Annotated in this window: 14 protein-coding genes and 1 tRNA gene; 8 read left to right on the forward strand and 7 right to left on the reverse strand. The window is 49.8% G+C overall.

The window, feature by feature from the left end; genetic code table 11:
* Both ACJHX7_RS25610 and hokA read left to right on the forward strand, forming a co-directional pair.
* Positions 1 to 83, forward strand: an 83-nt coding sequence (locus ACJHX7_RS25610; protein WP_131728219.1) for an IS3 family transposase, incomplete at its 5' end; no start/stop codon positions are given.
* A 101-nt stretch (positions 84 to 184) separates the two neighbouring features.
* Positions 185 to 337: a type I toxin-antitoxin system toxin HokA gene (gene hokA, locus ACJHX7_RS25615; RefSeq protein ID WP_094030569.1), complete on the forward strand. Its 153-nt coding sequence runs from the start codon at positions 185 to 187 to the stop codon at positions 335 to 337.
* Here hokA and ACJHX7_RS25620 read toward each other — a convergent pair.
* The 3 genes from ACJHX7_RS25620 to ACJHX7_RS25630 form a co-directional block, all read right to left on the reverse strand.
* Complete coding sequence (locus ACJHX7_RS25620) at positions 314 to 385, reverse strand: hypothetical protein (RefSeq protein WP_212734159.1); 72 nt, start codon at positions 383 to 385, stop codon at positions 314 to 316. The two genes, hokA and ACJHX7_RS25620, sit on opposite strands and share 24 nt — an antisense overlap.
* 140 nt (positions 386 to 525) lie before the next feature.
* On the reverse strand, positions 526 to 738 hold the full coding sequence (gene cspA, locus ACJHX7_RS25625; protein ID WP_000014594.1) for an RNA chaperone/antiterminator CspA: 213 nt from the start codon (positions 736 to 738) through the stop codon (positions 526 to 528).
* A gap of 280 nt (positions 739 to 1,018) precedes the next feature.
* On the reverse strand, positions 1,019 to 1,309 hold the full coding sequence (locus tag ACJHX7_RS25630; RefSeq protein ID WP_000455798.1) for an HTH-type transcriptional regulator: 291 nt from the start codon (positions 1,307 to 1,309) through the stop codon (positions 1,019 to 1,021).
* A gap of 433 nt (positions 1,310 to 1,742) precedes the next feature.
* On the opposite strand from ACJHX7_RS25630, the gene ACJHX7_RS25635 reads away from it, so the two are divergent.
* Positions 1,743 to 2,453: a DUF3053 domain-containing protein gene (locus ACJHX7_RS25635; RefSeq protein WP_000190516.1), complete on the forward strand. Its 711-nt coding sequence runs from the start codon at positions 1,743 to 1,745 to the stop codon at positions 2,451 to 2,453.
* A gap of 49 nt (positions 2,454 to 2,502) precedes the next feature.
* On the opposite strand, the gene ghrB is transcribed toward ACJHX7_RS25635, so the two are convergent.
* Together ghrB and ACJHX7_RS25645 are read right to left on the reverse strand one after the other, a co-directional pair.
* Positions 2,503 to 3,477 carry a glyoxylate/hydroxypyruvate reductase GhrB gene (gene ghrB / locus ACJHX7_RS25640; protein WP_094030570.1) on the reverse strand — a complete coding sequence of 325 codons (975 nt, stop codon included), beginning with the start codon at positions 3,475 to 3,477 and terminating at the stop codon, positions 2,503 to 2,505.
* A 103-nt stretch (positions 3,478 to 3,580) separates the two neighbouring features.
* Positions 3,581 to 4,240: an OmpA family lipoprotein gene (locus ACJHX7_RS25645; RefSeq protein ID WP_000747625.1), complete on the reverse strand. Its 660-nt coding sequence runs from the start codon at positions 4,238 to 4,240 to the stop codon at positions 3,581 to 3,583.
* 152 nt (positions 4,241 to 4,392) lie between these two features.
* Between ACJHX7_RS25645 and bisC the strand changes: the two genes are divergently transcribed.
* A complete protein-coding gene (bisC, locus tag ACJHX7_RS25650; RefSeq protein ID WP_094030571.1) occupies positions 4,393 to 6,726 on the forward strand; it encodes a biotin sulfoxide reductase in 2,334 nt (777 codons plus the stop codon).
* Here bisC and ACJHX7_RS25655 read toward each other — a convergent pair.
* On the reverse strand, positions 6,695 to 7,135 hold the full coding sequence (locus tag ACJHX7_RS25655) for an N-acetyltransferase (protein WP_000617470.1): 441 nt from the start codon (positions 7,133 to 7,135) through the stop codon (positions 6,695 to 6,697). The two genes, bisC and ACJHX7_RS25655, sit on opposite strands and share 32 nt — an antisense overlap.
* On the reverse strand, positions 7,132 to 7,695 hold the full coding sequence (gene tag, locus ACJHX7_RS25660) for a DNA-3-methyladenine glycosylase I (RefSeq protein ID WP_094030572.1): 564 nt from the start codon (positions 7,693 to 7,695) through the stop codon (positions 7,132 to 7,134). Before tag ends, ACJHX7_RS25655 begins: the two co-directional genes overlap by 4 nt.
* A 157-nt stretch (positions 7,696 to 7,852) precedes the next feature.
* Between tag and ACJHX7_RS25665 the strand changes: the two genes are divergently transcribed.
* From ACJHX7_RS25665 to ACJHX7_RS25680, 4 genes are all read left to right on the forward strand, one after another.
* The gene (locus ACJHX7_RS25665) at positions 7,853 to 8,551 is read left to right on the forward strand and encodes an autotransporter outer membrane beta-barrel domain-containing protein (RefSeq protein ID WP_094030573.1); all 699 of its coding nucleotides are present in this window, start codon (positions 7,853 to 7,855) and stop codon (positions 8,549 to 8,551) included.
* A gap of 228 nt (positions 8,552 to 8,779) precedes the next feature.
* Positions 8,780 to 9,988 carry an MFS transporter gene (locus ACJHX7_RS25670; RefSeq protein ID WP_000189049.1) on the forward strand — a complete coding sequence of 403 codons (1,209 nt, stop codon included), beginning with the start codon at positions 8,780 to 8,782 and terminating at the stop codon, positions 9,986 to 9,988.
* Between the two features lie 323 nt (positions 9,989 to 10,311).
* A complete protein-coding gene (eptB, locus tag ACJHX7_RS25675) occupies positions 10,312 to 12,003 on the forward strand; it encodes a kdo(2)-lipid A phosphoethanolamine 7''-transferase (protein WP_001269206.1) in 1,692 nt (563 codons plus the stop codon).
* Between the two features lie 91 nt (positions 12,004 to 12,094).
* Positions 12,095 to 12,171: transfer RNA gene (locus tag ACJHX7_RS25680), tRNA-Pro, on the forward strand.
* Positions 12,172 to 12,388: the final 217 nt, after the last annotated feature.

A 12,388-nucleotide genomic window follows, 5' to 3' on the forward strand; every position in this document is an offset into this window, starting at 1 on the left:
ACAACAGCAGAAGAATTAGCCTGAAATTAAAAGGTCTGACTCCAATTGAATATCGGAATCAGACCTATATGCCTCGTGTTTAACTGTCCAACTTTCTGGGGTCAGTACAAAGTGAGGCCCCTCTATGCATAGACACCATAAGGTTAGCCTCTTACTCGTTGGAAATCAACACAGGAGGCTGGGAATGCCGCAGAAATATAGATTACTTTCTTTAATAGTGATTTGTTTCACGATTTTATTTTTCACCTGGATGATAAGAGATTCACTGTGTGAATTGCATATTAAACAGGAGAATTATGATCTGGCGGCGTTTTTAGCCTGCAAATTGAAAGAGTAAGCGTCTTCGGCGGGAAGTTATTCCCGCCTTTCTTACGGCGTTGCGCATTCTCATTGCACCCAAATTTATTCTTCACAAAAATAATAATAGATTTTATTACGCGAACGATTATTTATTTCCTGAATAAACAAATAAAAAAATCCCCGCCATTTGGCAGGGATCTTAGATTCTGTGCTTTTAAGCAGAGATTACAGGCTGGTTACGTTACCAGCTGCCGGGCCTTTAGCGCCGCTTTCGATGGTGAAGGACACTTTCTGACCTTCGTCCAGAGATTTGTAACCATCGTTCTGGATAGCAGAGAAGTGTACGAACACGTCTTTAGAGCCATCGTCAGGAGTGATGAAGCCGAAGCCTTTGTCAGCGTTGAACCATTTTACGATACCAGTCATTTTACCGGACATAGTGTATTACCTTTAATAATTAAGTGTGCCTTTCGGCGATATGGCGTGCTTTACAGATTTTGAAGCGTTAAAGGAATGTGCACTACGAGGGGTATCAACGATAACTCTTGAAGGGACTTGCCTTACTACACTGCTTTAATGGTCTGTACGTCAAACCGTTGATGTGCATTAAGCCACGCATTGGCGGGTGATGCAACAATTATTTTTCATATTTATGATTAATCGGTTGGAAAACGGTCCTGTCATCAGGACCGTAAACAGCAATAAAGTGGATAAAAGTCTATTCCATCAACTGCTTACTTAATGCCGGGTTGGCTTGAATCAAACGCATCAATTTTAGTTCGGCACTTGAAGGCTTCACGCGTCTGGATTCCCATTCCTTTACCATGGCGACTGATACGCCCAAAACCCGGGCGAAATCATCGATTTTTAACCCTGTCCCTTTTCGTAACTGCTCAATTTCGGTACAGGACGTTGTTCTGTGCGTCAGGGTAATTTTCTGCGTTTCATCTTTAAAAACAATCTGTTCCAGGCTGCTCAACAGCTCATGCATTGGATCTTTATATTCCATTGAAAACTCCTCAAATCACACTGCGGGATCGTGAATTGCATCGAAGCTCATTAAGAATAGTCGGGAAAAACAGACACAGCGGGGTGTAGTCAGGGCATGCTCTGGCTATGATTCGATTCAGCCAGTCATTTAGCGTGACTTATAGCCACCTAACGATCTGATAAATGCCGATATATCTCTTACCACTCCCGGTTTGTAAAGATTTCGAAAATCTAACGTTCTGCGAAGGCGTAAATCTCTGGCTACAAAAAAAGCAACGGCACTATCATTTTTTAACAATGAAACAACAAATTAACCTTGTTTCATTTTCTCCATGATTTTACCAGGAAGATTACGTAGAAAGGGTATCCTGCAAGCCTGTCCTGGACTATCCTTGTCACGTCAGACACGCGTGTGTCGTTGTGCGCTTTTTTTGGGTGAAAGGAGTAAGAAAATGGCGACAGGAAAGTCCTGCTCTCGCTGGTTTGCGCCTCTTGCGGCGTTATTAATGGTAGTTAGCCTGAGTGGGTGTTTTGATAAAGAAGGCGATCAGCGTAAAGCGTTTATCGACTTCCTGCAGAATACAGTGATGCGTAGCGGTGAACGTCTACCAACCCTGACTGCCGATCAGAAAAAACAGTTTGGTCCTTTTGTCTCTGATTACGCGATTCTGTATGGTTATTCTCAGCAGGTGAATCAGGCGATGGATTCCGGTCTGCGCCCGGTTGTAGACAGCGTTAACGCAATTCGCGTACCGCAGGATTACGTTACGCAAAGCGGCCCACTGCGTGAAATGAACGGTTCTCTGGGTGTGCTGGCGCAACAGCTGCAAAATGCGAAGTTGCAGGCCGATGCTGCGCACTCTGCGCTAAAACAGAGCGATGACCTGAAACCGGTTTTCGATCAGGCATTCACCAAAGTGGTAACGACGCCAGCTGATGCATTGCAACCGTTGATTCCGGCGGCACAAACTTTCACGCAACAACTGGTGATGGTTGGAGACTACATTGCTCAGCAAGGTACTCAGGTGAGCTTTGTCGCAAATGGCATCCAGTTCCCGACGTCACAGCAGGCAAGTGAATATAACAAACTGATTGCGCCATTACCGGCACAGCATCAGGCGTTTAATCAGGCCTGGACTACAGCAGTTACTGCAACCCAATAAAGAGTAAAAGCCCGAGCGATTATCGGGCTTTACTCCACGCAGTCGCGGCTTAGTCCGCGACGTGCGGATTCACACAGTTCTTCTCAACCTTTCCTTGTAACGCATCAATCAAATTATCCACGGCACAGGCGGCCATGCCATAACGCGTCTCATGGGTGGCAGATCCAATATGCGGTACTGCGACGACGTTGGCCATTGAGAGCAACGGCGAATCTACAGACAGTGGCTCTTGTTCGAAGACATCCAGCCCGGCGGCGTGAATTTCCCCTTTCTTCAATGCAGCAATCAGTGCATTTTCATCAACCACCGGGCCACGTCCGGCATTAATGAAAATGGCGGAGGATTTCATTTTGGCGAATTGTTCTGCGCCAAACAGATGATGCGTCTCATCCGTTAACGGCAGGATCAGGCAAACGAAATCTGACTCTTGTAACAGAGTATCCAAATCGCAGTAGCGGGCGTTGAAGCGTTCTTCTGCTTCTTTATGGTGGCGACGCGCGTTATAGAGGATGGGCATGTTGAAGCCAAGGTGCGCACGTTGTGCCAGCGCCATGCCGATCCGTCCCATCCCGACAATGCCCAGTGTTTTATGGTGAACGTCAGTGCCGTACCAGTCCGGGCCTATGCTCGCGGTCCATTCACCTGCTTTTACCCGTTCTGCTACCTCTACGATCCGACGCGCGGTAGCTAATACTAACGCCATCAGCGTATCGGCGACGGTTTCCGTTAATACGGTTGGCGTGTGCATCAGCAGGATTTTTCGAGCATTAAGGGCATCGACATCAAAATTGTCATAGCCTACGGAGATCGTTGAAGTGGCCCGCAGTTTTGGCATTTTTTCCAGTAATGCGGCGTCAACGTTTTCATTTGAACCCAGCAAGCCTTCGGCGTCGGCAAAAATTGCTGCATTTTGTTCGACGGTTTGTGTGCTGAGGTTTGCCACCTGATGAACGGTGAAATGCTCTTGCAGGCGTTGCAGTAAATCATCAGGTAAGGCTTTGTAGAGGATAACGGACGGCTTCATGCTTCTCTCCATTCACTGATAAGGCGATCACCTTAGCCTGAAATATGATGAAGGAAAACTGAAGAATGCCAGGTGATTTTTGCATCACCTGGCATGAAAGGGATTACAGCGGGCTTAAGGTAATTTCTACACGGCGGTTTTGCGCCTTACCTTCTGCGGTGCTGTTGCTGGCGATTGGGTTAGCCGGGCCAAGGCCCTGAGTACGGATGCGGCTGGCGTCCACGCCCTGGGTGATCAACGCGCTGGCAACGGAATCCGCACGCTGCTGGGAGAGACGCATGTTCAGGTCGTGACCACCCGTGCTGTCGGTATAACCAATCACGTTAACCGCCGTTTTCGGATACTCTTTCAGCACCATTGCCACGCCGGTTAGGGTGTTAGCGCCTGCCGGTTTCAGGGTCGCGCTGCTGCTGTCGAAGGTTACATTGTTCGGCATATTGAGGATAATGTTATCCCCGCTGCGGGTTACGCTAACACCAGTGCCGCGCATTTTGTCACGTAGCTTCGCTTCCTGCACATCCATGTAATAACCAACGCCGCCGCCCAGAGCTGCACCCGCTGCTGCGCCAATCAGCGCGCCTTTACCGCGATCTTTCTTCGAAGAAGAGAGCGCACCAATACCCGCGCCAACGAGAGAGCCCAGACCTGCACCGATAGCAGATTTACCTGCTTCGCGTTCACCTGTGTAAGGGTTAGTGGTGCAGCCAGATACCGCCAGAGCGCCACTCACTACGGCGGCAATAAGATAAACACGTTTCTTCATTGTTAATCCTTAATAACCTTTTTATTCTTTGCCACGGGTTCCGTGGCGGGAGATTATGCCGCGTGAACATGAAGATTATTCCTGGGAATACTCGGAAATTTGTAAGTAATATTTAACTGCTCAATACATCTAACCTTTCAGGAGTCTTCGGTTTGGCCAACTCATCCTCACGATATTCCGTTCTGACTGCCGCCCACTGGGGGCCCATGCTGGTTGAAACCGACGGCGAAACCGTGTTTAGCTCGCGTGGCGCGTTAGCCACAGGAATGGAAAACTCCTTGCAGAGCGCGGTTCGCGACCAGGTTCACAGCAATACGCGGGTACGATTTCCAATGGTGCGCAAAGGCTTTCTTGCGTCACCGGAAAAACCGCAAGGCATTCGCGGGCAGGATGAATTTGTTCGTGTGAGTTGGGATGAGGCGCTGGATCTCATCCATCATCAACATAAACGCATTCGTGAGGCTTATGGTCCGGCATCGATTTTTGCGGGTTCCTACGGCTGGCGTTCAAACGGCGTGCTGCATAAGGCCTCGACATTATTACAACGCTATATGGCGCTGGCGGGTGGATATACCGGGCATCTGGGGGATTATTCGACCGGCGCGGCACAGGCGATCATGCCGTATGTCGTGGGGGGCAGCGAAGTTTATCAACAGCAGACCAGTTGGCCGCTGGTGCTGGAACATAGCGATGTCGTGGTGTTGTGGAGTGCTAACCCTCTCAATACGCTGAAAATTGCGTGGAATGCATCCGATGAGCAGGGGCTTTCTTACTTTTCCGCACTGCGTGACAGCGGGAAAAAGCTGATCTGCATTGATCCAATGCGATCGGAAACCGTCGATTTCTTTGGCGATAAAATGGAGTGGGTAGCACCGCATATGGGCACCGATGTTGCTCTGATGCTGGGGATCGCCCATACGCTGGTGGAAAATGGCTGGCACGACGAAGCGTTTCTGGCGCGTTGCACCACAGGTTATGACGTCTTCTCCTCTTATTTGCTGGGCGAGAGTGACGGAATAGCGAAAACTGCCGAATGGGCGGCAGAGATTTGTGGGGTTAACGCAGAGAAAATCCGCGAACTAGCGGCTATTTTCCAGCAAAATACCACCATGCTGATGGCTGGCTGGGGAATGCAGCGCCAGCAGTTTGGTGAGCAAAAACACTGGATGATCGTCACCCTGGCAGCAATGTTAGGGCAAATCGGCACGCCTGGCGGGGGCTTTGGTCTTTCTTACCATTTTGCCAATGGTGGTAACCCCACGCGCCGCGCTGCGGTGCTTTCATCTATGCAGGGCAGCTTGCCAGGTGGCACCGATGCGGTAGATAAAATCCCCGTAGCCCGTATTGTTGAAGCACTGGAAAACCCTGGCGGCGCGTATCAACATAACGGCATGAACCGCCACTTCCCGGATATTCGTTTTATCTGGTGGGCGGGCGGCGCCAACTTTACTCATCATCAGGATACCAATCGCCTGATCCGTGCCTGGCAAAAACCGGAACTGGTGGTGATCTCCGAATGTTTCTGGACGGCGGCGGCAAAACACGCCGATATCGTTCTGCCTGCGACCACCTCGTTTGAGCGTAATGATCTCACCATGACCGGCGATTACAGTAATCAGCATCTGGTGCCGATGAAGCAAGTGGTGCCGCCACGCTATGAAGCGCGTAATGATTTTGATGTTTTTGCCGAGTTGAGTGAACGTTGGCAGAAGGGCGGCTATGCGCGGTTTACGGAAGGAAAAAGTGAGCTGCAATGGCTGGAAACGTTTTATAACGTTGCCCGGCAGCGCGGGGCAAGCCAGCAGGTTGAATTGCCGCCATTTGATGAGTTCTGGCAAGCCAACCAGTTAATTGAGATGCCGGAAAACCCGGACAGCGAGCGGTTTATTCGCTTCGCTGATTTTTGCCGCGATCCGCAGGCGCATCCATTAAAAACCGCCAGCGGTAAGATTGAAATCTTCTCACAGCGTATTGCCGATTACGGTTACCCGGATTGCCCTGGGCATCCAATGTGGCTGGAGCCGGACGAATGGCAGGGCAATGCCGAACCAGAACAGTTGCAGGTACTTTCTGCCCATCCGGCGCACCGCCTGCACAGTCAGTTGAATTACAGCTCACTTCGCGAACTGTACGCGGTGGCAAACCGCGAACCCATTACCATACATCCTGAGGATGCTCTGGCGCGCGGCATAACAGAAGGGGATATGGTGCGGGTGTGGAACTCCCGTGGGCAGATCCTTGCCGGAGCAGTCATTAGCGAGGGAATTAAACCTGGCGTGATTTGCATTCACGAAGGGGCATGGCCGGATCTCGATTTAACCGCTGACGGCATTTGTAAAAACGGCGCGGTGAACGTTCTGACCAAAGATCTCCCCAGCTCGCGGCTGGGGAATGGCTGTGCGGGTAATACGGCGCTGGCATGGCTGGAAAAATACAACGGTCCGGAACTGACACTTACAGCGTTTGAACCACCGGCCAGCTCATAATCCAGGTGGGTAGTTGGGTTTCATCTTGCCATGCGCAGTCGACAATGTGAAAACCCTGCGCATGGTAAAAATCTATCGCCGGTTGATTTTTTTGATAAACCTCCAGCATCAGATGGGGATGGCGCTGCTGCACATACTGCATTAGCGCCTTACCAATACCGCGTCTGACGGCCTTCGGTGCGACAAACATTGCTGCCAGAAATCGGCCTTCCATAATGCTGACAAAACCGAGAAGCTTACCGTCTTCTTCCCAGACCCAGTTTTGCGCGTTGGCAAGATAGGCATCCCGCACCAGCGGAATGCAATCACGCCAGTAATTCGCTTTTATAAAGGGATGCCCCCAGGTTGTACTTTCCAGCCACAGTTCGAGGATCGCGGGGAGTTCTGAACGTTGCGCTTCCCGAATCATGGTTTATTTCCCGGATAGCAACAGCAGCCAACCACATGATCATTCACCAACCCACATGCCTGCATAAAGGAGTAACAGATTGTGGTACCAACAAACTTAAAACCACGCTTTTTCAGGGCTTTAGATAGAGCGTCGGAGTCGGGCGTAGATGTAGGGATTTCGCTCAACGTTGTGGCTTGTGTCACCTGTGGTTGATGATTGACAAACGACCAGACAAAGTCGGCAAACGGTTCGCCGTTCTGTTCCATTTGCAGGTACGCCCGCGCATTACCAATAATTGCCTGAATTTTCCCGCGATGGCGGATAATCCCGGCGTCCTGTACCAGTCTTTCGACATCCTCTTCCTGCATTGCTGCCACCTTCACCGGATCGAACTGATGAAAGCTGGCGCGATAGTTTTCGCGTTTTTTGAGGACGGTGATCCACGATAATCCAGCCTGCTGCCCTTCAAGGCAGATCATTTCGAACAGTTTTTTACTGTCAGTTTCAGGCACGCCCCATTCATTATCATGGTAGGCAATATAAAGCGGGTCCTGACTCACCCAGCCGCAACGTTCCATACTTTCCCTCGCTATGTACCCGATCGTAAAAATTTCAGCCGCTTTTCTTGACGCATCGGTGAAAAAGTCAATATTTAATACAGGGCTACTATGCCCGATATCCTTCATACAATGACAATAATATTGCCGAATTCGGCTCTTCCCTGGAGTCGTGTTAATGATCATAAAAAAAAGCGGTGGTCGCTGGCAGCTAAGCCTGCTGGTGAGCGTGGTAATCAGTGCCTTTTTTCTCAACACAGCTTACGCCTGGCAACAAGAATATATCGTTGATACGCAACCCGGACATTCCACAGAGCGTTACACCTGGGATAGCGATCATCAACCTGATTACAACGATATTTTGTCGCAACGTATTCAAAGTAGCCAAAGGGCGCTGGGACTGGAAGTCAATCTGGCGGAAGAAACCCCTGTGGATGTCACCAGTAGTATGAGTATGGGGTGGAATTTTCCTTTATATCAACAGGTTACAACCGGTCCGGTCGCGGCATTACATTACGATGGCACAACCACCTCGATATATAACGAGTTTGGCGACAGTACTACCACGCTGACCGATCCGTTATGGCATGCCAGCGTGAGTACTTTAGGCTGGCGTGTTGACTCCCGGCTTGGCGATCTCCGACCCTGGGCGCAAATCAGCTATAACCAGCAATTTGGCGAGAATATCTGGAAGGCGCAATCAGGCCTGAGCCGGATGACGGCGACAAACCAGAACGGCAACTGGCTGGATGTCACCGTAGGCGCTGATATGTTGCTCAATCAAAATATTGCTGCCTATGCGGCGCTATCTCAGGCAGAAAATACCACTAACAATAGCGACTATCTGTATACGATGGGGGTTAGTGCCAGATTTTAACGTAACAGTCACAATTAAAACCATTGAATAACAACAGTTGTGGCGATAGTGGGTGCTAACTTACAAAATAATAAATTTGGTGAATAATTGTCACGTCATTCATTCCTGAACTAAGGCATTTCATTCCGTTCTGATGGCATTTCATGCCGTTTTTCCCCAGGCATAAAGCGCACTTCGTTATGGTTGTCAGCAGAGATTTTTCCTTTTTATTACTGCAGGAATACTGCCATGACACCTTCAAATTATCAGCGTACTCGCTGGCTGACACTCATCGGTACTATCATTACCCAGTTTGCTCTGGGGTCAGTTTATACCTGGAGTCTGTTTAACGGTGCGCTTTCTGCCAAGCTGGGGGCTCCTGTAAGCCAGGTCGCTTTCTCTTTCGGCTTGTTAAGTCTGGGGCTGGCAATTTCATCTTCTGTTGCGGGCAAATTGCAGGAACGTTTTGGCGTTAAACGCGTCACTATGGCTTCCGGCATTTTGCTGGGATTAGGCTTCTTCCTGACCGCGCATTCCAACAACCTGATGATGCTGTGGTTAAGCGCCGGTGTGCTGGTCGGTCTGGCGGATGGCGCGGGTTACCTGCTGACGCTCTCTAACTGCGTGAAGTGGTTTCCGGAGCGTAAGGGACTTATCTCTGCTTTTGCTATCGGTTCTTATGGTCTGGGCAGCCTGGGTTTTAAATTTATCGACACGCACCTGCTCGAAACGGTGGGTCTGGAAAAAACCTTTGTTATTTGGGGCGCGATTGTACTGGTGATGATTGTCTTTGGCGCAACGTTAATGAAAGATGCGCCGAAGCAGGAAGTGAAAACCAGCAATGGTGTGGTGGAGAAGGACTACACCCTGGCAGAGTCGATGCGTAAACCGCAGTACTGGATGTTAGCGGTTATGTTCCTGACTGCGTGCATGAGTGGTCTGTATGTGATTGGTGTAGCGAAAGATATCGCTCAAAGTTTGGCGCATCTTGATGCAATTTCCGCAGCCAATGCTGTGACGGTTATTTCCATCGCCAACCTTTCTGGTCGTCTGGTGCTGGGCATTCTGTCTGACAAAATCGCCCGTATCCGTGTTATCACCATTGGTCAGGTGATATCGCTGGTGGGTATGGCGGCCCTGCTGTTTGCACCATTGAATGCAGTGACGTTCTTTGCAGCGATTGCCTGCGTGGCATTTAACTTTGGCGGCACTATCACGGTGTTCCCGTCACTGGTCAGTGAGTTCTTCGGCCTCAATAACCTGGCGAAAAACTACGGTGTGATTTATCTCGGTTTCGGTATCGGCAGCATTTGTGGGTCGATTATCGCCTCACTGTTTGGCGGCTTCTATGTGACCTTCTACGTGATTTTCGCCCTGCTGATTCTGTCACTGGCGCTCTCTACGACGATTCGTCAGCCAGAGCAGAAAATGTTGCGTGAGGCGCATGGCTCCCTTTAATCATCTGCCGCGAGCTACTGGGCTTTAGCCTTAGTGTGAATCAAACGCTTCAACGCAATGTATAAACAATGACGCGTAAAATTTGGGCCAGTTAACTGGCCCTTTTTACTGCTTTTTGTAACGCTAAAGTCTCTTTTCAAACTTGCATTTTTGTAAATTTGTGCTTCATGCACACTCTTTCCCCACACTTTTTCCCTTTGCTGTGGTCTACTTATTCGCGCGTGTAGATTTTACTTATCTGACTACCTCCGCACTTTTCCCCTGCCGGGCCTGAAAAGCCACTAAGCAGGGTGTTATCACCTGTTTGTCCAGGGTTTGTTTGCATGAGATACATCAAATCGATTACACAGCAGAAGCTGAGCTTTTTGCTTGCAATCTATATTGGCCTTTTTATGAATGGCGCGGTTTTTTACCGCCGCTTCGGCAGCTATGCGCACGATTTTACCGTCTGGAAAGGTATTTCTGCTGTTGTTGAACTGGCCGCCACCGTACTGGTGACCTTCTTTTTACTACGTCTTCTTTCGCTGTTTGGCCGCCGCAGCTGGCGTATTCTGGCATCGCTGGTGGTGCTCTTTTCCGCAGGTGCCAGCTATTACATGACCTTCCTTAATGTAGTCATTGGTTATGGCATCATCGCATCCGTCATGACCACCGATATCGACCTGTCAAAAGAAGTTGTTGGTCTGAACTTTATTCTCTGGTTAATCGCCGTAAGCGCGTTGCCTCTTATCCTTATCTGGAATAACCGCTGTCGTTACACCTTGCTCCGACAACTGCGAACCCCAGGGCAGCGTATTCGCAGCCTGGCGGTCGTCGTACTGGCAGGTATTATGGTTTGGGCACCGATTCGTTTGCTGGATATCCAGCAGAAGAAAGTGGAGAGGGCGACAGGTGTTGATTTGCCGAGTTATGGCGGCGTCGTCGCGAACTCTTATCTGCCATCAAACTGGCTTTCGGCATTAGGTCTTTATGCCTGGGCGCGGGTCGATGAATCTTCCGATAACAATTCTCTCCTTAACCCTGCGAAGAAGTTTACGTACCAGGCTCCACAAAACGTTGATGATACATATGTCGTTTTCATTATTGGTGAAACCACGCGCTGGGATCATATGGGCATTTTCGGCTATGAACGCAATACCACACCGAAACTGGCTCAGGAGAAAAATCTGGCGGCGTTCCGTGGTTACTCCTGTGATACTGCAACCAAACTCTCACTGCGTTGCATGTTTGTACGTCAGGGTGGAGCAGAAGATAATCCGCAGCGCACATTAAAAGAACAGAACATTTTCGCGGTATTGAAGCAGTTAGGATTCAGTTCTGATCTCTACGCTATGCAAAGCGAAATGTGGTTCTACAGCAATACGATGGCGGACAACATTGCTTATCGTGAGCAGATTGGTGCGGAGCCACGTAACCGTGGCAAACCGGTAGATGATATGTTGCTGGTAGACGAAATGCAGCAGTCGCTGGGGCGCAACCCGGATGGTAAGCATCTGATCATTCTGCATACCAAAGGCTCACACTTTAACTACACCCAGCGTTACCCGCGCAGCTTTGCGCAGTGGAAGCCGGAATGTATTGGTGTTGATAGCGGCTGTACCAAAGCGCAGATGATCAACTCATACGACAACTCGGTGACCTATGTGGATCACTTTATTTCCAGCGTGATTGATCAGGTTCGCAATAAGAAAGCGATTGTGTTCTATGCAGCTGACCACGGTGAGTCAATTAATGAACGCGAGCACCTGCACGGCACGCCGCGTGAACTGGCACCGCCGGAACAGTTCCGTGTGCCGATGATGGTCTGGATGTCGGATAAATATCTGGAAAATCCGGTCAATGCGCAGGCATTTGCGCAGCTGAAAAAAGAAGCCGACATGAAAGTGCCACGCCGTCATGTAGAGCTGTACGACACCATCATGGGGTGTCTTGGCTATACTTCACCGGATGGTGGAATTAACGAAAACAACAACTGGTGCCACATCCCGCAGGCAAAAGAGGCAGCGGCTAACTAAGAAGCCTGCTGACTTTCTCGCCGATCAAAAGGCATTTTGCTATTAAGGGATTGACGAGGGCGTATCTGCGCAGTAAGATGCGCCCCGCATTCGGTGATTGGCGCAGCCTGGTAGCGCACTTCGTTCGGGACGAAGGGGTCGGAGGTTCGAATCCTCTATCACCGACCAAATTCGAAAAGCCTGCTCAACGAGCAGGCTTTTTTGCATCTGTAGCTCATGAGGATGAGAACCTCCGGGGGCGGGGAGGTTCGACTCGACGTAAGCCTGATAAGACGCGCCATGAACTGAACCCCAAAACCTGGACAGTTTCAGTTAACCGGCTTTTTGATACTCAGTCCGGTATTCTACCGGGCTGAGTCCCCCAAGACTGAGTTTTATTCTTTTT

It is taken from the genome of Escherichia sp. WS1451, assembly GCF_046487365.1.
Taxonomy (GTDB): Bacteria; Pseudomonadota; Gammaproteobacteria; order Enterobacterales; family Enterobacteriaceae; genus Escherichia; species Escherichia coli.

Bases quoted from the DNA above. Each gene is read 5' to 3' on its own strand.
- ACJHX7_RS25630 (WP_000455798.1), bottom strand. From the start codon at position 1,309: ATGGAATATAAAGATCCAATGCATGAGCTGTTGAGCAGCCTGGAACAG.
- ACJHX7_RS25645 (WP_000747625.1), bottom strand. From the start codon at position 4,240: ATGAAGAAACGTGTTTATCTTATTGCCGCCGTAGTGAGTGGCGCTCTG.
- tag (WP_094030572.1), bottom strand. From the start codon at position 7,695: ATGGAACGTTGCGGCTGGGTGAGTCAGGACCCGCTTTATATTGCCTAC.
- eptB (WP_001269206.1), top strand. From the start codon at position 10,312: ATGAGATACATCAAATCGATTACACAGCAGAAGCTGAGCTTTTTGCTT.
- ghrB (WP_094030570.1), bottom strand. From the start codon at position 3,477: ATGAAGCCGTCCGTTATCCTCTACAAAGCCTTACCTGATGATTTACTG.
- ACJHX7_RS25670 (WP_000189049.1), top strand. From the start codon at position 8,780: ATGACACCTTCAAATTATCAGCGTACTCGCTGGCTGACACTCATCGGT.
- hokA (WP_094030569.1), top strand. From the start codon at position 185: ATGCCGCAGAAATATAGATTACTTTCTTTAATAGTGATTTGTTTCACG.
- ACJHX7_RS25665 (WP_094030573.1), top strand. From the start codon at position 7,853: ATGATCATAAAAAAAAGCGGTGGTCGCTGGCAGCTAAGCCTGCTGGTG.
- ACJHX7_RS25635 (WP_000190516.1), top strand. From the start codon at position 1,743: ATGGCGACAGGAAAGTCCTGCTCTCGCTGGTTTGCGCCTCTTGCGGCG.
- ACJHX7_RS25655 (WP_000617470.1), bottom strand. From the start codon at position 7,135: ATGATTCGGGAAGCGCAACGTTCAGAACTCCCCGCGATCCTCGAACTG.
- cspA (WP_000014594.1), bottom strand. From the start codon at position 738: ATGTCCGGTAAAATGACTGGTATCGTAAAATGGTTCAACGCTGACAAA.